Origin of the sequence: Streptomyces sp. NPDC057616, assembly GCF_042800575.1 — a bacterium.
Lineage (GTDB): Bacteria > Actinomycetota > Actinomycetes > Streptomycetales > Streptomycetaceae > Streptomyces.
In genome coordinates, this window is record NZ_JBHVGU010000032.1 from 23968 (window position 1) to 46400 (window position 22433).

The 22433-nt window shown below is 72.0% G+C and carries 19 protein-coding genes and 3 pseudogenes; 12 read left to right on the plus strand and 10 right to left on the minus strand.

Annotated elements, in window-relative coordinates; translation table 11 throughout:
- Positions 1-125: 125 nt before the first annotated feature.
- Together meaB and ACFU97_RS33035 are read right to left on the minus strand one after the other, a co-directional pair.
- On the minus strand, positions 126-1082 hold the full coding sequence (gene meaB / locus ACFU97_RS33030; RefSeq protein WP_384264090.1) for a methylmalonyl Co-A mutase-associated GTPase MeaB: 957 nt from the start codon (positions 1080-1082) through the stop codon (positions 126-128).
- Between the two features lie 37 nt (positions 1083-1119).
- On the minus strand, positions 1120-2319 hold the full coding sequence (locus ACFU97_RS33035; RefSeq protein ID WP_384264092.1) for an acetyl-CoA C-acetyltransferase: 1200 nt from the start codon (positions 2317-2319) through the stop codon (positions 1120-1122).
- 149 nt (positions 2320-2468) lie between these two features.
- Here ACFU97_RS33035 and mce point away from each other — a divergent pair, with 149 nt between their 5' ends.
- The 7 genes from mce (at position 2469) to ACFU97_RS33070 (ending at position 12156) form a co-directional block, all read left to right on the plus strand.
- Entirely contained in the window at positions 2469-2909 is a 441-nt protein-coding gene (gene mce, locus ACFU97_RS33040) for a methylmalonyl-CoA epimerase (RefSeq protein ID WP_384264093.1), read from the plus strand.
- A 233-nt stretch (positions 2910-3142) separates the two neighbouring features.
- Positions 3143-6988: a polarized growth protein Scy gene (scy, locus tag ACFU97_RS33045; protein WP_384264094.1), complete on the plus strand. Its 3846-nt coding sequence runs from the start codon at positions 3143-3145 to the stop codon at positions 6986-6988.
- Positions 6989-7171: 183 nt separating this feature from the next.
- Positions 7172-8107 carry a cellulose-binding protein gene (locus ACFU97_RS33050; protein WP_384264096.1) on the plus strand — a complete coding sequence of 312 codons (936 nt, stop codon included), beginning with the start codon at positions 7172-7174 and terminating at the stop codon, positions 8105-8107.
- An 89-nt stretch (positions 8108-8196) separates the two neighbouring features.
- Positions 8197-9177, plus strand: a complete 981-nt coding sequence (locus ACFU97_RS33055; RefSeq protein WP_384264098.1) for an ABC transporter ATP-binding protein — start codon at positions 8197-8199, stop codon at positions 9175-9177.
- A complete protein-coding gene (locus tag ACFU97_RS33060) occupies positions 9174-9944 on the plus strand; it encodes an ABC transporter permease (protein WP_384264100.1) in 771 nt (256 codons plus the stop codon). The genes ACFU97_RS33055 and ACFU97_RS33060 overlap by 4 nt, the downstream gene beginning before the upstream one ends.
- A 113-nt stretch (positions 9945-10057) precedes the next feature.
- Entirely contained in the window at positions 10058-11284 is a 1227-nt protein-coding gene (locus ACFU97_RS33065) for an ABC transporter ATP-binding protein (RefSeq protein ID WP_384264102.1), read from the plus strand.
- Complete coding sequence (locus ACFU97_RS33070) at positions 11281-12156, plus strand: ABC transporter permease (protein WP_384264104.1); 876 nt, start codon at positions 11281-11283, stop codon at positions 12154-12156. The genes ACFU97_RS33065 and ACFU97_RS33070 overlap by 4 nt, the downstream gene beginning before the upstream one ends.
- Positions 12157-12163: 7 nt before the next feature.
- Here ACFU97_RS33070 and ACFU97_RS33075 read toward each other — a convergent pair whose 3' ends face one another.
- Positions 12164-12505, minus strand: coding sequence for an ATP/GTP-binding protein (locus ACFU97_RS33075; RefSeq protein ID WP_384264106.1), 342 nt, complete (start codon positions 12503-12505; stop codon positions 12164-12166).
- Between the two features lie 224 nt (positions 12506-12729).
- Here ACFU97_RS33075 and ACFU97_RS33080 point away from each other — a divergent pair, with 224 nt between their 5' ends.
- Positions 12730-13758: an LLM class flavin-dependent oxidoreductase gene (locus tag ACFU97_RS33080; RefSeq protein ID WP_384264108.1), complete on the plus strand. Its 1029-nt coding sequence runs from the start codon at positions 12730-12732 to the stop codon at positions 13756-13758.
- Positions 13759-13849: 91 nt separating this feature from the next.
- Here the strand turns inward: ACFU97_RS33080 and ACFU97_RS33085 are convergent, their stop codons facing one another.
- A complete protein-coding gene (locus ACFU97_RS33085; RefSeq protein WP_097269047.1) occupies positions 13850-14242 on the minus strand; it encodes an SCO5389 family protein in 393 nt (130 codons plus the stop codon).
- 311 nt (positions 14243-14553) lie between these two features.
- Here ACFU97_RS33085 and nucS point away from each other — a divergent pair, with 311 nt between their 5' ends.
- Entirely contained in the window at positions 14554-15225 is a 672-nt protein-coding gene (gene nucS / locus ACFU97_RS33090; protein ID WP_384264111.1) for an endonuclease NucS, read from the plus strand.
- Between the two features lie 68 nt (positions 15226-15293).
- Here the strand turns inward: nucS and ACFU97_RS33095 are convergent, their stop codons facing one another.
- The 4 genes and pseudogenes from ACFU97_RS33095 to ACFU97_RS33110 form a co-directional block, all read right to left on the minus strand.
- Positions 15294-17816, minus strand: coding sequence for an ATP-binding protein (locus ACFU97_RS33095; protein WP_384264113.1), 2523 nt, complete (start codon positions 17814-17816; stop codon positions 15294-15296).
- A gap of 268 nt (positions 17817-18084) precedes the next feature.
- The gene (locus ACFU97_RS33100; RefSeq protein WP_384264115.1) at positions 18085-18408 is read right to left on the minus strand and encodes an STAS domain-containing protein; all 324 of its coding nucleotides are present in this window, start codon (positions 18406-18408) and stop codon (positions 18085-18087) included.
- A gap of 170 nt (positions 18409-18578) precedes the next feature.
- Positions 18579-19427, minus strand: a complete 849-nt coding sequence (locus ACFU97_RS33105) for a 3-hydroxyacyl-CoA dehydrogenase family protein (protein WP_384264117.1) — start codon at positions 19425-19427, stop codon at positions 18579-18581.
- 138 nt (positions 19428-19565) lie between these two features.
- Positions 19566-19909 (minus strand): annotated as a pseudogene (locus ACFU97_RS33110) (TetR/AcrR family transcriptional regulator); the annotation flags it as partial.
- On the opposite strand from ACFU97_RS33110, the pseudogene ACFU97_RS33115 reads away from it, so the two are divergent.
- The 3 genes and pseudogenes from ACFU97_RS33115 to ACFU97_RS33125 form a co-directional block, all read left to right on the plus strand.
- Positions 19808-20606 (plus strand): annotated as a pseudogene (locus tag ACFU97_RS33115) (hypothetical protein); the annotation flags it as partial. The pseudogenes ACFU97_RS33110 and ACFU97_RS33115 sit on opposite strands and share 102 nt — an antisense overlap.
- 5 nt (positions 20607-20611) lie before the next feature.
- Positions 20612-21078 (plus strand): annotated as a pseudogene (locus ACFU97_RS33120) (ABC transporter permease); the annotation flags it as partial.
- Positions 21079-21091: 13 nt separating this feature from the next.
- Positions 21092-21664, plus strand: a complete 573-nt coding sequence (locus ACFU97_RS33125) for a cob(I)yrinic acid a,c-diamide adenosyltransferase (RefSeq protein ID WP_384264119.1) — start codon at positions 21092-21094, stop codon at positions 21662-21664.
- A gap of 58 nt (positions 21665-21722) precedes the next feature.
- Here the strand turns inward: ACFU97_RS33125 and ACFU97_RS33130 are convergent, their stop codons facing one another.
- On the minus strand, positions 21723-21947 hold the full coding sequence (locus ACFU97_RS33130) for a hypothetical protein (protein WP_384264121.1): 225 nt from the start codon (positions 21945-21947) through the stop codon (positions 21723-21725).
- Positions 21947-22381 (minus strand): hypothetical protein, encoded by a 435-nt coding sequence (locus ACFU97_RS33135; protein WP_384264123.1) that lies wholly within the window; start codon positions 22379-22381, stop codon positions 21947-21949. The genes ACFU97_RS33130 and ACFU97_RS33135 overlap by 1 nt, the downstream gene beginning before the upstream one ends.
- Positions 22382-22433: the final 52 nt, after the last annotated feature.

The window sequence follows — 22433 nt, forward strand, 5'->3', positions numbered from 1 at the left end:
CGCCTTGTCGCCGCGCCGGCCGTCGATACGGCCGCGCGGGCCCGGGCGTGCCCTATGCCAAGAGGAGGTACATGCCGGTCAACGTACCAGCGCCACCCGCGAGCCGGCCATGCCGGCGGCCGGCGTCAGCTCTCCGTGAGTCCCGCGACCAGTTCGTCCGCGGCCCGGTACGGGTCCAGGTCGCCGGCGACGATCCGCTCCGCCAGCGCGCTCAGCCGGCGGTCGCCGTGCAGGTCGCCGATGCGCTCGCGCAGGGCCGTGACCGCGATCGTCTCGACCTCACGGGCCGCGCGGGCCCGCCGGCGCTCGGCGAGGACGCCCCGCTCCTCCATCCAGGCGCGGTGCTTCTCCAGCGCCTCGACGACCTCGTCGACGCCCTCGGCGCGCGCCGCGACCGTCTTGACGATCGGCGGGCGCCAGTCGCCGGGTCCCCGGGACTCGCCGAGCCCCAGCATGTGGTTCAGCTCGCGCGCGGTGGCGTCGGCGCCGTCGCGGTCGGCCTTGTTGACGACGTAGACGTCGCCGATCTCGAGGATTCCGGCCTTCGCCGCCTGGATGCCGTCGCCCATGCCCGGCGCGAGCAGGACGACCGAGGTGTCGGCCTGGGAGGCGATCTCCACCTCCGACTGGCCGACGCCGACCGTCTCGACCAGGATCACGTCGCAGCCGGCCGCGTCCAGCACGCGGATCGCCTGCGGCGCCGCCCAGGCGAGGCCGCCCAGGTGGCCCCGGGTCGCCATCGAGCGGATGTAGACCCCGGGATCGGAGGAATGCTCCGACATCCGCACCCGGTCGCCGAGCAGGGCGCCGCCGGAGAAGGGCGAGGACGGGTCGACGGCCAGGACGCCGACCCGCCTGCCCTGCTTGCGGTACGCCGTCACCAGCGCCGAGGTCGACGTGGACTTGCCCACGCCCGGAGAACCGGTCAGGCCGACCACGTACGCGTTCCCCGTCAGCGGCGCCAGTGCCTCCATGACCTCCCTGAGCTGCGGGGACGCCCCCTCGACCAGCGAGATCAGCCGGGCCACGGCCCGCGGCCGGCCTTCCCTGGCCTGGGTCACCAGGGTGGAGACGTCCTGCATCACAGCTCCGTTCAGAGGTTCACGTAAGACAGAGGGGTCAGGCCTTGGGTACCCGCACGATCAGCGCGTCACCCTGACCGCCGCCGCCGCACAGTGCGGCCGCGCCCACGCCGCCGCCCCGCCGCTTCAGCTCCAGGGCCAGGTGCAGCACCAGGCGGGCGCCGGACATGCCGATGGGGTGGCCGAGCGCGATCGCGCCGCCGTTCACGTTCACCATTTCCGTGGAAACGCCGAGGTCCTTCATTGACTGGACCGCGACGGCGGCGAACGCCTCGTTGATCTCGATGAGGTCGAGGTCGGAGACCTCCAGGCCCTCCTTCTTCAGGGCGTGCAGGATCGCGTTGGACGGCTGCGACTGCAGGGAGCTGTCCGGGCCCGCCACGTTGCCGTGGGCGCCGATCTCGGCGATCCACTCCAGGCCCAGCTCCAGCGCCTTGGCCTTGCTCATCACGACCACGGCCGCCGCACCGTCCGAGATCTGCGAGGCGGTGCCGGCGGTGATGGTGCCGTCCCGGGTGAACGCGGGGCGCAGCTTGCCCAGGGACTCCGCGGTGGTGTCGCCGCGGATGCCCTCGTCCTTGCTGAACAGGACCGGGTCGCCCTTGCGCTGCGGGATCTCGACGGGGGTGATCTCCGCCTCGAAGACGCCGTTCTTCTGGGCGGCGGCCGCGCGCTGGTGGGACAGGGCGGCGATCTCGTCCTGCTCGGGGCGCTGGATGCCGAGGCGGGTGTTGTGCTTCTCCGTCGACTCGCCCATGGGAATGTTCTCCCACGGGTCGGTCAGGCCGTCGTAGGCCATCGCGTCGAGCATCTCGATCGCCCCGTACTTGAAGCCCTCACGGGACTTCGGCAGCAGATGCGGCGCGTTGGTCATGGACTCCTGGCCGCCGGCGACGATCACGTCGAACTCGCCGGCGCGGATCAGCTGGTCGGCCAGCGCGATGGCGTCGAGGCCGGAGAGGCAGACCTTGTTGACGGTCAGCGCCGGCACGTTCATCGGGATGCCGGCCTTGACGGCGGCCTGGCGCGCCGGGATCTGGCCCGCCCCGGCCTGGAGCACCTGGCCCATGATCACGTACTGGACCTGGTCGCCACCGATCCCCGCACGGTCGAGGGCGGCCTTGATCGCGAAGCCGCCGAGGTCGGCTCCGGAGAAGGACTTGAGCGAGCCGAGCAACCGTCCCATGGGCGTACGCGCGCCCGCGACGATCACCGAGGTGTTCGTTCCAGATGACATGAGCTGCGATCCCCTTACCGGCTGCACAGCCGAGGAGTGAACGAGGGTTTACATCGAATGTACTGAGTGGCACTCCGTGCCGTCACCCGGCCGTCGATGTGATCGCTGGCACGTTGCGCAACCATGCCAGGAGCGCTGCACTGTCAAACATGCTGACGCGAATCGACCACATCGGGATCGCCTGCTTCGACCTCGACAAGACCGTCGAGTTCTACCGGGCCACGTACGGCTTCGAGGTGTTCCACTCCGAGGTCAACGAGGAACAGGGCGTGCGCGAGGCCATGCTCAAGATCAACGAGACGTCCGACGGCGGCGCCTCCTACCTGCAGCTCCTGGAGCCGACGCGGCCGGACTCCACCGTCGCCAAGTGGCTCGACAAGAACGGCGAGGGTGTCCACCACATCGCCTTCGGCACCGCGGACGTGGACGGCGAGGCCGCCGGCATCAAGGAAAAGGGCGTCCGCGTGCTGTACGAAGAGCCGCGACGCGGCTCCATGGGGTCACGGATCACGTTCCTGCACCCCAAGGATTGCCATGGCGTACTGACAGAACTGGTCACTTCGGCGCCTGTTGAGTCACCTGAGCACTGACCCTCGTACATATGGGCCGGTAGGGTTGGGGGCGGTCGCCTCTCGAACCGGGGTGGCCGGGTCCTGCCGTCAGAGGGAGGACCACGCCGGGGTCCGGGTTTCGGGGGGCGAGCGTCGGGGCAGCAGCCCATGCTCCGCCGTTGATCTGACACCATTCCCCGGGGGCCCCGTTCGGCGGATGGACGGAGCTCGTTTGGCCAGACTTGCGACCAGGGGACGGATGGGACCGCGCAGTGCGGGGCTACGAACGCCAGGAGCGAGAGCCGGCGGCTGACGTCGACCACCTCTCTCGGTTCGAGGCCGAGATGGAGCGGCTGAAGACCGAGCGGGAAAAGGCGATCCAGCACGCCGAGGACCTCGGCTACCAGGTCGAGGTGCTGCGCGCCAAGCTGCACGAGGCGCGCCGCACCCTCATGTCCCGTCCCTCCTTCGACGGCGGTGACATCGGCTACCAGGCCGAACAGCTGCTGCGCAACGCGCAGATGCAGGCCGACCAGCTGCGCCAGGACGCCGAGCGCGAGCTGAGCCAGGTGCGGGCGCAGACCCAGCGCATCCTGCAGGAGCACGCGGAGCAGGCCGCCCGGCTCCAGGCCGAGCTGCACCAGGAGGCGGTCACCCGCCGCCAGCAGCTGGACCAGGAGCTCGCCGAGCGCCGCCAGACCGTCGAGTCGCACGTCAACGAGAACGTGGCGTGGGCCGAGCAGCTGCGCGCCCGCAGCGAGTCCCAGGCCCGCCGGCTCCTCGAGGAGTCCCGCGCCGAGGCCGACCAGGCCATGGCCGCGGCCCGCGCGGAGGCCGAGCGGCTGACCACCGAGGCCCGGGAACGCCTGACGAGCGACGCCGAGGCGGCCCGGGCGGAGGCCGACCAGATCCTGCGCCGGGCCCGCACGGACGCCGAGCGGCTGCTGAACGCCGCCTCCACGCAGGCGCAGGAGGCCACCGACCACGCCGAGCAGCTGCGCACCTCCACCGCCTCGGAGTCGGACAGCACGCGCCGCCAGGCGCAGGAGCTGAGCCGGGCCGCCGAGCAGCGGATGGCCGAGGCCGAGGAGGCGCTGCGCAAGGCGCAGACCGAGGCCGACAAGCTGATCACCGAGGCGACCGCCTCCGCCGAGAAGGCCCTCTCGAGCGCCGAGTCGGCGAACGAGCAGCGCACGCGCACGGCGCGGGAGCAGGTCGCCCGGCTGGTCGAGGAGGCCACGAAGGACGCCGAGGCCACCAAGTCGGAGGCCGAGCAGGTCGTCGCGGACGCGCGCGCCGAGGCCGAGCGGATCGTCGCCGAGGCCTCCGAGAAGGCCCGCACGATCACCGCCGAGGAGAGCGCGACCCAGCTGTCGAAGGCGGCCAAGACCGCCGAGGACGTCCTCAACAGGGCGCAGGAGGACGCGAAGAACACCACCAAGGCCGCCGCCGAGGAGGCCGAGCGGATCCGTTCCGAGGCCGAGGCCGAGGCGGACCGCCTGCGCTCCGAGGCGCACGACATCTCCGAGCAGCTCAAGGGCGCGGCCAAGGACGACACCAAGGAGTACCGCGCCAAGACGGTCGAGCTGCAGGAGGAGGCCCGCCGGCTGCGCGGCGAGGCCGAGCAGCTGCGCTCGGAGGCGGTCGCCGAGGGCGAGAAGATCCGCGCGGCGGCCCGCAAGGAGGCCGTCCAGCAGATCGAGGAGGCGGCCAAGACCGCCGAGGAGCTGCTGGCCAAGTCCCGGCAGGACGCCGACGAGCTGCGCCAGAAGGCCACCGCGGACAGCGAGAAGGTCCGCACCGAGGCCATCGAGCGGGCGACGACGCTGCGCCGGCAGGCCGAGGAGACGCTGCAGCGCACCCGCCAGGAGGCCGAGCGGCACCGCGAGGAGGTCGTCGAGCAGGCCGAGGGCATCAAGGCCGACGCCGAGCGGGCCGCGGGCGAGCTGCACGAGGAGACCGAACGCGCCATAGAGGCACGCCGTGCGGAGGCCGCCGAGGAGCTGACGCGGCTGCACACGGAGGCCGAGGAGCGGCTCGCCGCGGCCGAGCAGGCGCTGGCCGAGGCCCGCGAGGAGGCCTCACGCATCCGCCGCGAGGCCGCCGAGGAGACCGAGCGGCTGCGCGCCGAGGCCGCCGAGCGGATCCGCACCCTCCAGCAGCAGGCCGAGACCGAGGCCGACCGGCTGCGCGACGAGGCCGCGTCGGACGCCTCCGCGTCCCGCGCCGAGGGCGAGGCCGTCGCCGTACGGCTGCGCTCGGAGGCCGCCGCCGAGGCCGAGCGGCTGAAGGCGGAGGCGCAGGAGACCGCCGACCGGGTCCGGGCGGAGGCGCAGGCCGCCGCCGAGCGGCTGGGGACGGAGGCGTCGGAGACGCTGGCCGCCGCGCAGGAGGAGGCCGTACGGCGCCGCCGCGAGGCCGAGGAACTCCTCGGCTCGGCGCGGACCGAGGCCGACCAGGAGCGCGAGCGGGCCCGCGAGCAGAGCGAGGAGCTGCTGGCCTCGGCGCGCAACCGCGTGGAGGAGGCCCAGACCGAGGCGGTCCGCCTGGTCGAGGAGGCCGACCGGCGCGCGAACGAGATGGTCTCGGCGGCCGAGCAGCACGCCCAGCAGGTACGGGACTCCGTGTCCGGGCTGCACGAGCAGGCGCAGGACGAGATCACCGGCCTGCGCAGCGCCGCCGAGCACGCGGCTGACCGCACCCGGCGCGAGGCCCAGGAGGAGGCCGACCGGGTCCGCGCCGACGCCTACGCCGAGCGGGAGCGGGCCAGCGAGGACGCGGGCCGGCTGCGGCGCGAGGCGGCCGAGGAGTCGGAGGCGGCCAAGTCGCTCGCCGAGCGGACCGTTTCGGAGGCGATCGCGGAGGCGGAGCGCCTGCGGTCGGAGGCGACCGAGCACGCCCAGCGGGCGCGCACGGAGGCCTCGGACGCGATCGCCGAGGCCGACCAGGCGGCGACCCGCACCCGGGCCGAGGCCCGCGACGACGCCAACCGCATCCGGTCGGACGCGGCCACCCAGGCGGACACCCTCATCACCGAGGCGCGCAGCGAGGCCGAGCGGCTGACCACCGAGACGGTCACGGAGACCGACCGGATGCGCGCCGAGGCGGTCACCAAGGCCGAGAAGCTCATCGCGGACGCCACCGGGGACGCGGAGCGGCTGCGGGCCGAGGCCGCCGAGACGGTCGGTTCCGCCCAGCAGCACGCCGAGCGGATCCGCAGCGAGTCTGAGCGCGTCAGGGCCGAGGCGGCGGCGGAGGCCGAACGGCTCGTCAACTCCGCCCGCGAGGAGGCCGACCGCACGCTCGACGAGGTCCGCAAGGACGCCAGCAAGCGGCGCCAGGACGTCGCCGAGCAGGTCGACAAGCTCATCACGGAGACCACGGCCGAGGCCGACAAGCTGCTCACCGAGGCGCAGCAGCAGGCCCACAAGACCACCGCCGACGCCGAGGCGCAGGCCGACACCATGGTGGGCGCGGCCCGCACGGAGGCCGACCGCCTGGTCGCGGAGGCGACGGTCGAGGGCAACACCCGCGTGGAGAAGGCCCGTACGGACGCGGACGAGCTGCTCGTCGGCGCCCGCCGGGACGCCACCTCCATCCGGGAGCGGGCGGAGGAGCTGCGCGACCGGATCACGGGCGAGATCGAGGCGCTGCACGAGCGGGCCCGCCGGGAGTCGGCCGAGACGATGAAGTCGGCGGGCGACCGCTGCGACGCGCTCATCAAGGCGGCCGAGGAGCAGCTGGCCAAGGCTCACGCGAAGGCGAAGGAGCTGGTCTCGGAGGCCAACTCGGAGGCCGGCAAGGTCCGTATCGCCGCCGTGAAGAAGGCCGAGGGGCTCCTGAAGGAGGCCGAGCAGAAGAAGTCGGCCCTGGTCAAGGAGGCCGAGGAGCTCAAGGCCGAGGCGATCCGCGAGGCCAAGCGCACGGTCGAGGAGGGCAAGCGCGAGCTGGAGGTCCTGGTGCGCCGGCGCGAGGACATCAACGCCGAGATCTCCCGCGTCCAGGACGTGCTGGAGGCGCTGGAGTCGTTCGAGGCCCCGGGAGGGGGCAAGGACGGCGGCGTCAAGGCGGGAGCCACGGTCGGCGCCCCTCGTTCGGGTAAGCCGTCGGACAGCTGATCGACAGGCCCAAATCCCGTCCACTCTGGGGCCTTTGACCATTTTTTTGGCAAGAGGTCTGGCCGACAGCCACTCAAAAGGGGTGTCATTCTCCAGATCAAACACGTATCCGCTCGATGACACACCGCTTCGGCCCCTAGGATTCCCCCTATCACCTCACCGGTCTCAGTTGACAGGAACCCCATGAGCGACACTTCCCCCTACGGCTTCGAGCTTGTGCGGCGTGGGTACGACCGCGCTCAGGTGGACGAACGGATCTCCAAGCTCGTCTCCGACCGTGACAGTGCTCTCGCACGCATCACCGCTCTGGAAAAGCGCATCGAGGAACTCCACCTCGAGACGCAGAACGCCCAGGCCCAGGTGACCGACGCCGAGCCGTCGTACGCCGGTCTCGGTGCTCGCGTCGAGAAGATCCTCCGCCTCGCCGAGGAAGAGGCCAAGGACCTGCGCGAGGAGGCCCGGCGCGCCGCCGAGCAGCACCGCGAGCTGGCCGAGTCCGCGGCCCAGCAGGTCCGCAACGACGCAGAATCGTTCGCGGCGGAGCGCAAGGCCAAGGCCGAGGACGAAGGCGTCCGGATCGTCGAGAAGGCGAAGAGCGACGCCTCGCAGCTGCGTTCCGAGGCCCAGAAGGATGCCCAGTCGAAGCGTGAGGAGGCGGACGCCCTCTTCGAGGAGACCCGCGCCAAGGCCGCCCAGGCCGCCGCCGACTTCGAGACGAACCTCGCCAAGCGCCGCGAGCAGTCCGAGCGCGACCTGGCGTCCCGTCAGGCCAAGGCCGAGAAGCGCCTCGCCGAGATCGAGCACCGCGCCGAGCAGCTGCGCCTGGAGGCCGAGAAGCTGCGCACGGACGCCGAGCGCCGCGCCCGCCAGACGGTGGAGACGGCCCAGCGCCAGGCCGAGGACATCGTGGCCGACGCGAACGCCAAGGCCGACCGGATCCGCTCGGAATCCGAGCGCGAGCTGGCCGCCCTCACCAACCGCCGCGACAGCATCAACGCCCAGCTGACGAACGTCCGCGAGATGCTCGCGACGCTCACGGGCGCCGCGGTGGCCGCCGCCGGTACGCCGGCCGAGGACGAGCCCATCTCCCGTGGGGTTCCCGCCCAGCAGTCCCGCTAGTCGACAGCGCGCCGGCACCGGCGCACCCAGAGGCCCGTACCGTCTCCCCCGGAGGTGCGGGCCTCTGGCGTACGTCTTAGCGTGGCCGCATGATCGAGCTCGAGGGCCTGACCAAGCGCTATGGCGACAAGCTGGCGGTCAACAACCTCACGTGCACCGTCAGACCCGGCATGGTGACCGGCTTCCTCGGGCCGAACGGCGCCGGCAAGTCCACGACGATGCGCATGATGCTCGGGCTCGACCGGCCCACCGCCGGGGACGTGCGGATCGACGGCGAGCACTACGACCGCCTCAAGGACCCGCTGAAGTACATCGGCGCCCTGCTGGACGCCAAGGCCGTGCACGGCGGCCGCAGCGCCTACAACCACCTGCTCTGCCTCGCCCAGAGCAACGGCATCCCCCGGCGCCGGGTGGCCGAGGTCCTGGACACGGTGGGCCTCACGGCGGTCGCGCGGAAGAAGGCCAACGGTTTCTCGCTCGGCATGGGCCAGCGGCTCGGCATCGCCGGCGCCCTGCTCGGCGACCCGCGGATCCTGATGTTCGACGAGCCCGTCAACGGCCTCGACCCCGAGGGCATCCACTGGATCCGCAACCTGATGAAGTCCCTCGCGGCGCAGGGCCGTACGGTCTTCGTCTCCTCCCATCTGATGAGCGAGATGGCGCTGACCGCCGAGCACCTCGTCGTCATCGGGCAGGGCCGGCTGCTCGCCGACACCTCCATGGCGGACTTCATCGCGCAGAACTCGCGGTCCTACGTCCGCGTCCGCTCCCCGCAGCGCGAGCGGCTGCTCGACGTGCTGCACCAGGCCGGGATCACCGTCGTCGAGTCCGGCTCCGGGGCGCTGGAGGCGGACGGCGGCAAGGCCGAGCGGATCGGCGAGCTGGCCGCGCAGCACCAGATCGTGCTGCACGAGCTGAGCCCGCAGCAGGCCTCCCTGGAGGAGGCGTTCATGCAGCTGACCGCGGAGTCGGTGGAGTACCACGCGCACACGGACGCACCCACGGACGCGCCCGCGCAGGCGCCGCCCGCGAGCGGCTGGGGCGACGGCTGGGAGAGGAGCCGGTCATGACGGGGGTCCAGGTCGTGCGGTCCGAGTGGACCAAGATCCGCTCGGTGGCGTCCACGGTGTGGACGCTCTCGCTCGCCGTGGTGGTCACCGTCGGGCTCGGCATGCTGATCTCGGCGCTGACGAACCACCAGTTCGACGACATGAGCCGCAACGACCGGCTCTCCTTCGACCCGACCTTCATCAGCTTCGCCGGGATGAGCCTCGGCCAGCTCGCGATGATCGTGTTCGGTGTGCTGGTCGTCTCGAACGAGTACAGCACCGGCATGATCCGCACCTCGCTGGCCGCCGTGCCGCAGCGCGGCACCTTCCTGTTCAGCAAGATCGCCGTGGCGACCGGCCTCGCCCTGGCCGTCGCCATGGTCACCAGCTTCGTCGCCTTCTTCCTCGGGCAGGCCCTGCTCGGCTCGCACCGCGCCGCCATCGGCGACCCGCACGTGCTGCGCGCGGTCATCGGCGGCGGTGTCTACATGACGCTCATCGCGGTGTTCTCGATGGGCGTCGCCACGATGCTGCGCTCGCCGATGCTGTCCCTGGGCATCCTGATGCCGTTCTTCTTCCTGATCTCCAACATCCTGGGCAACGTCTCGGCGACGAAGAAGATCGGCCGGTTCCTGCCCGACCAGGCCGGCAGCAGGATCATGCGGGTGATCACGCCGATCGACGACGACACCCCGTACGGGCCCTGGGGCGGCCTCGGCATCATGGTCCTGTGGGTGCTCGCGGCCCTGGTCGGCGGGTACGTGTTGCTGAAGCGACGGGACGCCTGAACGGGGCCGGACTTTTACTTCCTCTTGAGCGGAACCGTCAGCGCCTCGATATCCTCCTAACCCTTACGGGGGCGTGTGCCCTGCTGTCCTGATCCTTTCGATGGGTGCGGAGCATGATCGAGGCTGTCGGCCTGACCAAGCGCTACGGCGACAAGACCGCCGTATACAACCTTTCCTTCCAGGTACGGCCGGGTGCCGTCACCGGCTTCCTCGGGCCCAACGGCTCCGGCAAGTCGACGACGATGCGCATGATCCTCGGCCTGGACAACCCCACGGCGGGGCAGGTGACGATCGGCGGCCACCCGTACCCCAAGCTGCCGAACGCACCCCGGCACGTGGGCGCCCTGCTCGACGCCAAGGCCGTGCACGGCGGCCGGTCGGCCCGCAACCACCTGCTGAGCCTCGCCCAGCTCTCCGGCATCCCGGCCCGCCGGGTCGACGAGGTGCTGGGCGTGGTCGGGCTCCAGGAGGTGGCCCGGAAGCGCTCCAAGGGCTTCTCCCTCGGCATGGGCCAGCGCCTCGGCATCGCCGCCGCGCTGCTCGGCGACCCGCAGGTGCTCCTCTTCGACGAGCCGGTCAACGGCCTCGACCCCGAGGGCATCCTCTGGGTGCGCAACCTGATGAAGGCGCTCGCCTCCGAGGGCCGTACGGTCTTCGTCTCCTCCCACCTGATGAGCGAGATGGCGCTGACCGCCGACCACCTCATCGTGATCGGGCGCGGGCAGCTGCTCGCCGACATGAGCGTCAAGGACTTCATTTCGGCCAACTCCGCCGACTTCGCGCGCGTGCGCACGCCCGACTCCGAGCCGCAGCTGCGCGAGAAGCTGACCTCCGCGCTGACCGAGGCGGGCGGGCACGTGCTGCCCGAGCAGGACGGCGCCCTCAGGATCACGGGACTGCCACTCCCCCGCATCAGCGACATCGCGCACGACGCCGACGTACGCCTGTGGGAGCTGTCGCCGCACCAGGCCTCGCTGGAGGAGGCGTACATGCGGATGACGCAGGGGGCCGTCGACTACCGCTCGACGATCGACCAGAAGGAGGGGCTGATGCAGCCCCTGCCGCCCGGCGCGCAGCCGCCGATGCCGGTGCCCGGGCAGGGCCAGCCCGACTGGTACGCCCCGCCGCCGCCCCAGCAGGGCGGCCAGGCGTTCGCGATGCCGCAGGGACAGCCGGGACCGTACGGCGGCCCCGGGCAGCCCCAGCCGGGTCCCTACGGCGCTCCGGCGGCGCCCGGCGCGGGCGCGCCCAACCCGTACGCCCAGCCGCCCGCCGCGGCGCCGCAGCCGCCCGCGCAGCCCGCCCCCGCCGACCTGACCAAGCCCGAGGACGCCCGATGAGCACGCCCCAGCCCCCGATGCCGCAGGCCGCCGCTCCCGACTGGCGGGCGGCGGCGCCCGGTTCGCCGTACCCCTCCTACACCTCGCCGATCCCCGTCATGCGCACCCATCTCGGGAACGCGATCTCCTCGGAGTGGACGAAGATCCGGTCGGTGCGCTCCACGATGTGGACGCTCGGCGTCTTCGTGCTGCTCGTCGTCGGCATCGGCCTGCTGACCGCCTCGCTGGTCGCCGCCAACGAGTCGGAGGGCAGCCTGGCGGGCGAGAACCCGCTCTCCTTCGGTGTCTTCGGGCTGCTGCTCGGCAGCATGTGCATCATCACGCTCGGGGTGCTGACCACCGCCTCCGAGTACGGCACCGGCATGATCCGGACCACGATGACGGCGTGCCCGTCCCGTGCACGGGTGCTGGCGGCGAAGGCGATCGTGTTCTTCGGGGTGGCCTTCACCGTCACGTTCGTCTCGGCGCTGCTCGTCGCGCTCGCCGACGTGGCCATGCTGGACGGGGCCAGGCAGCCGAGCAACTCGGAATGGCTGAAGGGCACGCTCGGCATCTCGCTCTACATCGCGCTGCTCGGCCTGCTCTCGCTCGTCGTCGGCTCGATCATCCGGCACTCGGCGGGCGCCATCACCATCATGATCGGCCTCGTGCTGGCGCCGCTGGTGATCGCGCTGTTCATGGTCTCGTCGGCCCTGGAGGACGTGCGCCAGGCCCTGTTCGACTACTCGATCCCGAACCAGCTGGGCGTCTTCTACACCAACTCCCTGAGCGACTCCGGCCCGTCGGGCTGGGACCCGCTGTGGATCGCCCTGGGCGTGACGGCCGCCGCGTTCGCCGGCGCGGTCGCCCTGCTGCAGAAGCGCGACGTGTAGCGCGCCTTCAGAACTTCGGCGCGTTCCGGGACCGCTGCACCCTGGTGGTGCGGCGGTCCTTCGCGTTCCAGCAGGCCTTGTGCCAGTGCCGGCGGTCGTCGACGCCCGCGTACTCCGGCCAGGCCACGACGTGCGGGACGCCGGAGGGGATCATCTGGTCGCAGCCCGGGCAGCGGTAGGTCTTGCCCTCGGCACTCGCCCCCGCGACATGCCGCACGTTCCACTCCTCGCCCTGCCAGCTCTCGGTCGACTGCCAGCCGCCGTAGCGGCCGGAGCGGTCGTCGTCGGCGCTCCGGCCGGACGAACCCGACGAGCCGGCTCCGTTGGGCCGGTTGCGACGCGGGGACACAGGACACCTCACGGGGCTATACAGGAAGCGGGTCGTGTCCAGCCTACGGGCCGCGGACAGGGGTAGACGTAAAGGACCGGCCGACGCCGGTCCCGCCCGCCTCGCGCACCCATTCTGCAGAAAATCCGGAAATCTCTCCGCCAGGCCGTGTCCTCGGCACGTGTCAGACGGTTATGCGGGTGTGGGGGAGCTCCGCGTCGGGGCCAAGGAAGCAGGAAAAAGCAATGCGCGTAGGAACGTTCGTGTTGGCGGCCCAGTTCCCGGGGCAGGGCCAGGGGGAGGCACTGCACCGCGCGGTCCGCTCGGCCGAGGTCGCGGAGGAAGCGGGTCTGGACTCGGTCTGGCTGGCCGAGCACCATTTCGTACCGTACGGCACCTGTCCGTCGGCGATCACCCTGGCCGCGATGCTGCTGGGCCGGACCCGGCGGATCCGGGTGGGCACGGCGGTCACCGTGCTGCCCACCGTCCACCCGGTGTCGGTCGGCGAGCAGGCGGCGCTGCTGCACATCACCTCCGGCGGGCGGTTCTCGCTGGGCGTGGGGCGCGGCGGGCCCTGGGTCGACCTGGAGGTCTTCGGCTCCGGCCTCGATGCGTACGAGCGGGGGTTCCCGGAATCACTCGATCTGCTGCTGCGCTGGCTGCGCGAGCCGTCGGTCGCGGGGTCCGGCGACCGCTTCGCCTTCCGTGAAGTCCCCGTCGTACCAAGGCCGTCGGAGTCCCTGTCGGACGCCACAGGCCCCGAGGTCGTCGTCGCGTGCACCTCGCCGTCGAGCGTGCGGCTGGCCGCCGAGCGCGGGCTGCCGATGCTGCTCGGGATGCATGTGGGGGACGAGGAGAAGGCCGAGATGGTGGCCCTGTGGGGGCGGCTCGCCCGCGCCGCCGGGCATCCGGCGCACGTTGTGCGCGGCGCCGCGCACGTCTCGGCCGGCGTCTGCCAGATCGCGGACCGGCGCACGGACGCGGTGGAGGCGCTGACGAAGGCGATGCCGGGCTGGCTGAAGCACGGACTGGAGGCGCATGTCACGGTGGACGGCCGGATCCGGCAGATGCGCGACCCGCTGGCGTACACCGAACTGCTCTGCGGGCTGCACCCGGTGGGGACTCCGCGGCTGTGCGCCGACCGGCTCGCGGCGACCAGCGAGCGGACCGGCATCTCCCGCTTCGCCCTGCTGGTGGAGGGCTCGGGAGATCTGGCAGCCACCGAGGAGAACGTACGGCGGCTGGGTGGCGAGGTGCTCCCGCAGCTCGGTTGAAGGGACGACCTCGCCGGGAGCCCGGCGGGGAGCTTGCCGCTCCAGTACTTAAGCACCTCCCGCGTACGGAGCGGCAAGCGGCGGCATGCTCCTAGCAGTCCCTGAACTCCGGTGACTGGTTGAGCAGCTGACTGCGGACCGAGGTGAAGCGGGCCAGCGTCTCGTCGACCGAGGCGTCCAGCGGGAACACCGCCACCCGGTGGCAGTTCTGGAAGGCCAGCCGCACACCGAAGTGCCGTTGCAGCGCGCCGCGTATCGCGTCACTCGCGAGCGCACGCAGCAGCTGACCGCGTGCCTGCTCGTCCGGCGGGGGCGTCTGGTTGTCGGCGAACGAGCCGCCGTCGACCTTCAGCTGGGCCACCAGGGAGCTGATCATCTCCCATGCGTAGGGCAGGGAGGTCCGGACGCAGTCGACGAATTCCGCTTCGTCGACCTCGCCTCGCTCGGCCTTTTCGAGTAGGGCCGGTGAGACGTCGAGCGACATGGGTTCTCCTCTCGCACCCCCGTGGTCGACAGGGGTTGCCGGACAGATGTGGGAGTCCGCGATACCGAACACGCTCAGTACCCGTCTCGCGACCTCCCGTTTACTACGGTAAGCAGCCGACGGGGGCCGCACCAGGAAAATGCGTACATGGGGCGCCCTCATTGGGCCCACAATCAGCCACGAATGAACAAGGGTTGTCTCGGGTGTTCCCGGACAACAGGGGCGGCCCGCCGGGACGGCCCGGACGGCGGCGGTCGGTGTCCGGAGGGCGAATCGCGCCGGGGTGCGTGCGTCGAGTAGCGTTGCCGACCATGCGTCTCGTCATTGCCCGATGCTCCGTCGACTACGCGGGCCGGCTCACCGCCCATCTCCCCTCGGCACCCCGCCTGATCCTGGTCAAGGCGGACGGCAGCGTCTCGATCCACGCGGACGACCGCGCCTACAAGCCCCTGAACTGGATGTCCCCGCCCTGCACCTTGAAGGAGGGCACGGACGAGCAGGAGGGTGTCTGGACCGTCGTCAACAAGGCGGGCGAGAAGCTGATCATCACGATGGAGGAGATCCTCCACGACTCCTCGCACGAACTCGGCGTGGATCCCGGCCTGATCAAGGACGGCGTGGAAGCACACCTTCAGGAACTGCTCGCCGACCGCATCGAGACCCTCGGTGAGGGCTACACGCTCATCCGCCGTGAGTACATGACGGCCATCGGCCCGGTCGACATCCTGTGCCGGGACGCCGACGGGCAGACCGTGGCGGTCGAGATCAAGCGGCGCGGTGAGATCGACGGCGTCGAGCAGCTCACCCGCTACCTCGAACTGCTCAACCGCGATCCCCATCTCGCCCCGGTCCGCGGTGTCTTCGCGGCCCAGGAGATCAAGCCGCAGGCACGCGTCCTCGCCACGGACCGCGGGATCGGCTGCGCCGTGCTGGACTACGACGCCCTGCGCGGCATCGAGGACGACAAGCTCCGGCTGTTCTGAGGCGACGCGCAACGACGAGGAGGGCCGGGTCCGTTCTGCGGACCCGGCCCTCCTGCGTGCGCGGGACCTCAGATCACCGCACCCGTGGCGCTGTTCGACGGCGCGCTCGCCGAGCTGCTGTCCGCCGTCGCCGGGGCGCTCGACGAGGCGGGGGCGCTGGTGGCCGGGCCGCTGGCCGAGTCGGAGGTGGACGGTGACGTCGACTCCGACGGCGGGGGCGAGCTGCTCGGCGGCTCAGACGTGGGCGGAGGCGACGACGTCGGCGGCTTGGACGTCGGCGGCTTCGTCGTCGGGCTCTTCGTCGGCGGCTTCGACGTCGCCGAGTGCGAGGGCGAGCCCGTCGAACCGCCGCCCGAGCCCTTGGTGCCGCTCGGGGAGTCCGACGGCCCCTGCGTGTCGGACGGCGGGGTCGGGTCGTCGGACGTGCCGAACGTGCCGTCGGGACCCGGGTCGGTCGGACGGCTCGTCGCCGTGCCGGTGTCGCCCTTGCCGGTGTCGCTCTTCGGCTTGTCGGCGCCGAGGCTGCCGTCGTCGAGGCCCTGGCTGGCGGACGGGTTGACGCCGACCTTGTCGGACGGGGTGTTGGCGTCGTTGTTGGACGTCGCCCCGAGCGTCACGACCGTGCCGAGCACCGCCACGAGCAGCGCGCCCGCACCGGCCGCGACCAGGTTGCGCCGGGCCAGGCCCCGGATGCCGGCCCGGTGGGCCTTGGGCATCGAACCGGACGCGGCCCGGTGGACGAGCAGCGTCGAGTCGTCCGCGGACGGCGGCGGCAGTGCGGGCAGCGCGGCCGGCACTCCCCCGGGCGGCGACTGCGACTCCTCGTAGCGCGCGTCCGGCACCTCCTCGCCCGCCGTCGAGCCGAGCCCCGGCGCCGTGCCGGTGCGGTCGGCGACCAGGGCGAGGGCGCGGCGGCCGGACACGGTGCCGTGCTTCTCGGCGAGCGCGGACCTGAGGCCGATGGAGGTCTCCAGCTCCGAGCGGGAGCGGTCGAACTGCCCGCCGCACAGCGCGAGGATGCCCAACTCGTGGTGGAAGTAGGCCTGTTCGGACACCTCGCCGGTGAGCCGGGCGGCCTCGGCGCCGGACCGCAGGGCCCGCTCCCAGGCGCTCCACTGCATGCCCGCGGCGAACGCCGGCGCCGCCGTGCGGGCCAGCTGCACGGTGACGCTCTCCTCGCCCTCGGCGGGCGGGGTCGTGCGGGGCACCAGGACGCCGAGGGCGGCGAGCACCGCGTCGGCCTCGGCGCACACGCGCTCCGGGGTGACCGACGGGTGTCCGGCCCACCAGGCGTAGTGCTGGGCGGCGGTGAGCGCACGGGCATCGATGTCGTCGCCGTAGCCTGCGGCTTCCAGCTGCTGGAGCACCCCGGCCGCGAGCCGGTAGCGGGTGCCGACGGGCGAGACCAGTCCGCAGGAGGCGAGTTCGCCGAGGGCGGCGTCCGCGTGGGTGTCGCCGACGAGTGCGGGCAGATGGGCCTGGTGCGGCACCTCGCCGCCGAGCGCGACGGCAAAGCGCAGGGTGGCGCGCGCCGAGGAGCTGAGCCGCGAGGCGAGCAGCGGGGCGGGCGCGGCGGCCTCGCCCAGCGAGGGCAGCGGTACGTCGTCGCCCGCCTCGGTCTCGAAGGGCGCGTCGACGGGCAGCGCGTCCTCGAAGACCCCGAACTCGTCCACGGCGTTGGTGCCGGCCCGCAGCTGGTCGCGCCGCCGCAGCAGGGCGCCGGCCTGCACGAAGCGCAGCGGCAGCCCCTCGGACTCGAACCAGAGGTCGCCCGCCCAGTTGGCCTCCTCCTCGGAGAGGGCCCGGCCGACGGTGCGCTCGATGATGTCCACGCCGCCGGCACGCTCGAGACCGCCGAGGAAAACCTCCTCGACGGCGGAGTCGGCGGAGGGCGCGGGGACGTCGGGGGTGGCGCCGATGACGAAGGCGCACTCCGGCGTCGCGTCCAGCAGCTCGTCCAGCCCGGCACCGCCGAACTCGATGTCGTCGAGGACGACGACCGCGCCGATCTCCCGCACGTACTCCAGGAGTTCGCCGCGCTCCGGACGGTGCAGGGGCGCGTTGTACACGGCGTAGAAGAGGTCGTACAGCAGGTCGTCCGCGGTACGGCGGAAGCCGCTGAGCCGGACGACGCCGTCGGGGGCGAGGTCCCCGCAGTCCTCGGCGACCAGGCCGAGGAGGCTGGTGCGGCCGGAGCCGGCCGGTCCGGTGAGCCGGACCGAGCGGCCGCGGGCGAGCAGCCGGACGAGCCGCTCGCGCTCCTCCTGGCGCTCCAGGAGCGGCAGCGAGGGCAGGGCCGGACCGGGTGGGACGGGCGGCCTGGCCGCGCGTTCCACCTCGGCGCGCTCGGCCGCCGTGAGCTTCTCCGGCCGGCCCGGGCGCTCGCCGAGCGGGCAGGCTTCTATCTCGCTGCCGTCGACCGGATTGACGGTGAGCAGGTAGTCGCCCGTGACGAGCTGCACCGTGCGGGCGAGCGCGGGCGTGTGCTGTCCGAAGTCGGGTGTGAGGGGGTCCCTGGGCGGGCGCTGGCGCGGCTGGCCGCCGCTGCCGTCATGGCCGTACTCCTCGGGTCCCCGGCTGTTCGGGTCCATAGGTTTCAAGCCCCCCAAAAGCGTCGTGTGTGCCTCGAGCCCCTCCCGGCCTTGCTGCACACCGCGCTGTCGCTTCTGGTCCGGACCCGCTCGCAGGGACTGTCGGGCAGCGGGCGACCGAACCCTAAACCTTCGCTCAGTATCTACGACAGCCCGGGGTACCGCTCCGTGCGAGACGTCACAGTCTCGTGCGGATCGCATCCGGCCTGTTCCGCGCCGTGGTGCGGCCTCGCCTCCCCCGCAACCCGGGCCACACCCGGACGAAGGGTCACACCCGGGGCAGTGACTCCACCCCGATGCCGCCCTCGATCGCCAGGATCCGGTGCAGTCGGGTGGCCACGAGCAGGCGCTGCATCTGCGGCGGCACCTCGCGCAGCACCAGGCGCCGGCCGCGGCGGCCGGCCCGCCGGTGGACACCCATGATCACCCCGAGTCCGGTGGCGTCCCAGGAGGCCAGTTCGGACAGGTCCAGCACCAGGTCGCCGACTCCGTCGTCGACGGCCGAGTGCAGGACCGTACGGGCGTCCGCCGCGCTGCGGACGTCGAGGCGGCCCCCGACGACCAGCTCGGCGTGGTCGCCCCTGATGTACATATGTCGCTCCCCGTGAGTGCGGTGGCGTACTCCGTGACGGTGGTTGTGCAACGTCTGACTGCTTCAGCGGCAACGAGGTTGCCGTCTGTAAGCGAACCGATACCGAATTCACCCTGGCGAGTGATGCTCCAGGGGTCTGTGCGGTCTCAGTGGCTGTACGTACTGGTGTTTCAGTACGTGTAGAAGCCCTGCCCGCTCTTGCGTCCGATGTCACCGGCGTCAACCATCCGGCGCATCAGCTCCGGCGGCGCGAACTTCTCGTCCTGCGACTCGGTGTAGATGTTGCTGGTGGCGTGCAGCAGGATGTCGACGCCGGTCAGGTCCGCCGTGGCCAGCGGGCCCATCGCGTGGCCGAAGCCCAGCTTGCAGGCGAGGTCGATGTCCTCGGCGCTGGCCACGCCCGACTCGTACAGCTTGGCCGCCTCGACGACGAGCGCCGAGATGAGACGGGTCGTCACGAAACCGGCGACGTCGCGGTTGACGACGATGCAGGTCTTGCCGACGGACTCGGCGAACTCCCGCGCGGTGGCGAGGGTTTCGTCGCTGGTCTTGTAGCCGCGGACGAGCTCGACGAGCTGCATCATCGGCACCGGCGAGAAGAAGTGCACGCCGACGACCCGCTCGGGGTGCTCCGTGGCCGCCGCGATCTTGGTGATCGGGATCGCGGAGGTGTTGGAGGCGAGCACGGCGTCCTCGCGCACGATCTTGTCGAGCGCGCGGAAGATCTCGTGCTTGACCTCGAGCTTCTCGAAGACGGCCTCGACGACGACATCGGCGTCGGCGACCGCGTCCAGGTCGGTGGTCGTGGTGATGCGGGCGAGGGACGCGTCGGCGTCGTGCGCCTCCAGCTTGCCCTTGCCGACGAACTTCGCGTACGAGGCCTGGATGCCGCCGACGGCACGGTCCAGTGCCTCGTCGGTGACGTCGCGCAGGACGACGTCCCAGCCCGCCTGGGCGGAGACCTGGGCGATGCCGGAACCCATGAGACCGGCTCCGATGACGGCAAGCTTCCGTGCCACGTCTGCGACTCCCCTTTGAAACGCCTTACACGCTGTTTACGTATGCCTCTTCGGCGGACCTTAGCGCTCCGTCGGTGCTGTGTGACCGGTAAGTAATGCGCGTCACGTCTCATCTGACGGACATCACACCGGCACGGGTCATTCCATGCCTCGGACGGCGTAGTTGAGCGCCTTCTCGCCCAACAGGTCCTCGATGGCGTCGAGGAGGACCAGCACCTCTCGTGACACTTCGCGCGGATTGCACCTGTCGGCCATCGCCCGGCCGATGGCCGCCATGACGGTCTGGTGGGCCCAGTTGATCTGACCCGCGATCAGGGCCGGCAGCGGGTCGGCGGGCGGCGCGCCGGTCTCGCGCAGGGTCTGCTCCAGGGCTCCTGGATCTGCCGCCGCATGCCCCACATGCGCGAGCGCAGGGCGGGCGCGCCGTGCAGGACCCGCATGAACCGGTCGTAGCCCTCCCCCAGTCCGACCGCGGGCGGGACGACCCCGGCCGCGCGGGTGCCCCCGGCGGTCTGCAGGGGCGGTCAGGGGGCACCCCCGCTCGGGTGAGAACCCACAGCCGGCTCGTACGGGCGGCCGAGGCGACGGTGCCCCCGTACACCGACCGCCCCGAACCGATCACGGTCGGTTCCGCCCACCCGGCCACCGTCGCCGGGCACGACCTCGCCACCGACCCGGCCGGGGGTGCGCCGAACCTGCGGATACGTCGCCCAGTCCGGCGGGGTCGACGCGGGGTCGACGGGCAGATCGGCGTGCGCGAGGAACCCGTCGCCCAGGGCCGCCTGTACCGCCTGCCGAAGGCCCGGGCGGTCGCCCGCCCCGAGGAGTTGGCCCGCGACCTGGACATCGCCATGGCGCTCACCCACCGGCCGAAGGCGCTTCCTCGACGAGCCGACGACCGGCCTGGACCCCGGCAGCCGCGCCGACCTGTGGGACCTGATCCGCCGCCTGCGCGACGAGCACGGCACGACCGTCTTCCTGACCACGCACCACATGGACGAGGCGGACGCCCTCGCCGACCGCCTGGTGATCGTCGACCGGGGGACGGTCGTCGCGGACGGCACGCCGAGCGCGCTCAAGCTCCGCCACGGCGGCTCGATCGACGCGACGCTCCAGGACACGTTCCTCGCCATCACCGGCCCCGGCCCCGTCCCGGCCGACCCCGCCCCCGTAGCCGTACAGGACCGTTGCTGTACCTGCTCTTGCTCGGGCCGCCGCTGGGTGGGCGGGGCAGTTCGTGGCAGCTGCCGGTGCCCGGACCACTGCTCCAACTCGGCCTGGTCGGCGCGGCGTTCGCCGGCTTCACGGTCGTCATCGAGAAGAGCCAGGGGGTGGTCGAGCGCATGCGGGTGACGCCCGGCAGCCGGCTCGCGCTGCTGCTGGGGCGGGTGCTGCGCGACACCACGGTCTTCGTCCTCCAGTCGGCGCTGCCGGTGCCGGCGGCCGTCGCGATGGGCCTGCGCGCAGCCCTTGCCGGCATCCTGATCGGGTTCGCGTTCGTCGCCCTGCTCACGGTCTCGCTCGGCTCGCGGGCCTCGCCCCCGCCTGGCTCAACGTGCTCTCACACCTGATGCCGTTCCGCTATCTGGTGTGTCTCGCGGCGCCCACCGTGACAGTGGGCACACGCGGGGTCCGGACGGCCGGAGCATAACTACGCTGGTCACATGGTCAATCTGACGCGTATCTACACCCGGACCGGCGACCAGGGCACCACCAACCTCGGCGACATGAGCCGGGTCGCCAAGACCGACCTCAGGATCTCGGCGTACGCCGACGCCAACGAGGCCAACGCGGTCATCGGCACCGCGCTCGCGCTCGGCGGCCTGGACGAGGAGGTCGCGACCGTCCTCACCCGCGTCCAGAACGACCTGTTCGACGTGGGCGCCGACCTGTCGACGCCGGTCGTGGAGAACCCGCAGTTCCCGCCGCTGCGGGTCGAGCAGTTCTACGTCGACAAGCTCGAGGCGGACTGCGACCGGTTCAACGAGCAGCTGGAGAAGCTGCGCTCGTTCATCCTCCCCGGCGGGACCGCGGGCGCCGCCCTGCTGCACCAGGCATGCACGGTCGTACGGCGGGCCGAGCGCTCGACGTGGGCGGCGCTGGAGGTGCACGGCGAGACGATGAACCCGCTGACCGCGACCTATCTGAACCGCCTGTCGGACCTGCTGTTCATCCTGGCGCGGGTCGCGAACAAGGACGTGGGCGACGTCCTGTGGGTGCCCGGCGGCGAACGCTGAGCTCGGTGACGGGCGGGGAGCGCCGGGTCCGTGCGCTCCCCGCCCGCACCCCCTCTCCTCAGCGGCCCGTGCCGTCCGCGCCGTCCGAGTCGTCCTGGGCCGCGTCCTTGTCCGCCTGCGCGAGCGCGGACTCGGCCGCGGCCACCTTCTTCTCCATGTCCGCGTAGCCCGAGGGGCTCGCGGACGAGGAGGGCGTGGTCGCCGCCGAGCCGTGCTCCCGGGCGCAGCCCGCGAGGAGCCCGACGGCCAGCAGCGCCGCTGCGGCGGCCGCCCGGGCCCGCATCACTTGCCTCCCGCGCCGTTGCCGTTGTTGTCGCACCAGGTCTTCACGCCGGCCAGGTCCGTCCGGCGCTGCTTGAGCGTGGTGACCAGGGACTTGCGGAAGGTCAGCCGGTCCTGCAGGAACGTGGTGATCTCGTCGTGGCCCGCGCTCTTGGCGTTGTCCACGCGCTGCTGCAGCCGCGCCACCGAACCGCGCCTGCCCGCGCCGGCCTCCAGCCGCTTCAGGGCCCGGTCGATGCGGTGGTCGATCTTCGGCACCCGCTTGCACAGCTTCTGCGCGCCGTCCCCGGTCGGCCCCGGTGCCGGCGACGCCGTGGACGACGCAGCGGTCGTGGCGGTCGTGCTCTCGGCCAGCGCCACACCGGTGCCGGTCGCCAGGACCGTCACCGTGGCCACCCCCACCAGGAGCGTGCGCCTGTGTCGTCGTACGTCCATCTCAGCCTCCGTCGTCGCGGACGGCCACCTTCGTCCGTCCGTACGCGGTGCA

Excerpts from the sequence above, each read along its gene's own strand:
- meaB (WP_384264090.1), bottom strand. The coding sequence starts at position 1,082 with ATGCAGGACGTCTCCACCCTGGTGACCCAGGCCAGGGAAGGCCGGCCG.
- ACFU97_RS33035 (WP_384264092.1), bottom strand. The coding sequence starts at position 2,319 with ATGTCATCTGGAACGAACACCTCGGTGATCGTCGCGGGCGCGCGTACG.
- mce (WP_384264093.1), top strand. The coding sequence starts at position 2,469 with ATGCTGACGCGAATCGACCACATCGGGATCGCCTGCTTCGACCTCGAC.
- ACFU97_RS33050 (WP_384264096.1), top strand. The coding sequence starts at position 7,172 with ATGAGCGACACTTCCCCCTACGGCTTCGAGCTTGTGCGGCGTGGGTAC.
- ACFU97_RS33055 (WP_384264098.1), top strand. The coding sequence starts at position 8,197 with ATGATCGAGCTCGAGGGCCTGACCAAGCGCTATGGCGACAAGCTGGCG.
- ACFU97_RS33060 (WP_384264100.1), top strand. The coding sequence starts at position 9,174 with ATGACGGGGGTCCAGGTCGTGCGGTCCGAGTGGACCAAGATCCGCTCG.
- ACFU97_RS33065 (WP_384264102.1), top strand. The coding sequence starts at position 10,058 with ATGATCGAGGCTGTCGGCCTGACCAAGCGCTACGGCGACAAGACCGCC.
- ACFU97_RS33070 (WP_384264104.1), top strand. The coding sequence starts at position 11,281 with ATGAGCACGCCCCAGCCCCCGATGCCGCAGGCCGCCGCTCCCGACTGG.
- ACFU97_RS33080 (WP_384264108.1), top strand. The coding sequence starts at position 12,730 with ATGCGCGTAGGAACGTTCGTGTTGGCGGCCCAGTTCCCGGGGCAGGGC.
- ACFU97_RS33085 (WP_097269047.1), bottom strand. The coding sequence starts at position 14,242 with ATGTCGCTCGACGTCTCACCGGCCCTACTCGAAAAGGCCGAGCGAGGC.
- nucS (WP_384264111.1), top strand. The coding sequence starts at position 14,554 with ATGCGTCTCGTCATTGCCCGATGCTCCGTCGACTACGCGGGCCGGCTC.
- ACFU97_RS33095 (WP_384264113.1), bottom strand. The coding sequence starts at position 17,816 with ATGGACCCGAACAGCCGGGGACCCGAGGAGTACGGCCATGACGGCAGC.
- ACFU97_RS33100 (WP_384264115.1), bottom strand. The coding sequence starts at position 18,408 with ATGTACATCAGGGGCGACCACGCCGAGCTGGTCGTCGGGGGCCGCCTC.
- ACFU97_RS33125 (WP_384264119.1), top strand. The coding sequence starts at position 21,092 with ATGGTCAATCTGACGCGTATCTACACCCGGACCGGCGACCAGGGCACC.
- ACFU97_RS33130 (WP_384264121.1), bottom strand. The coding sequence starts at position 21,947 with ATGCGGGCCCGGGCGGCCGCCGCAGCGGCGCTGCTGGCCGTCGGGCTC.
- ACFU97_RS33135 (WP_384264123.1), bottom strand. The coding sequence starts at position 22,381 with ATGGACGTACGACGACACAGGCGCACGCTCCTGGTGGGGGTGGCCACG.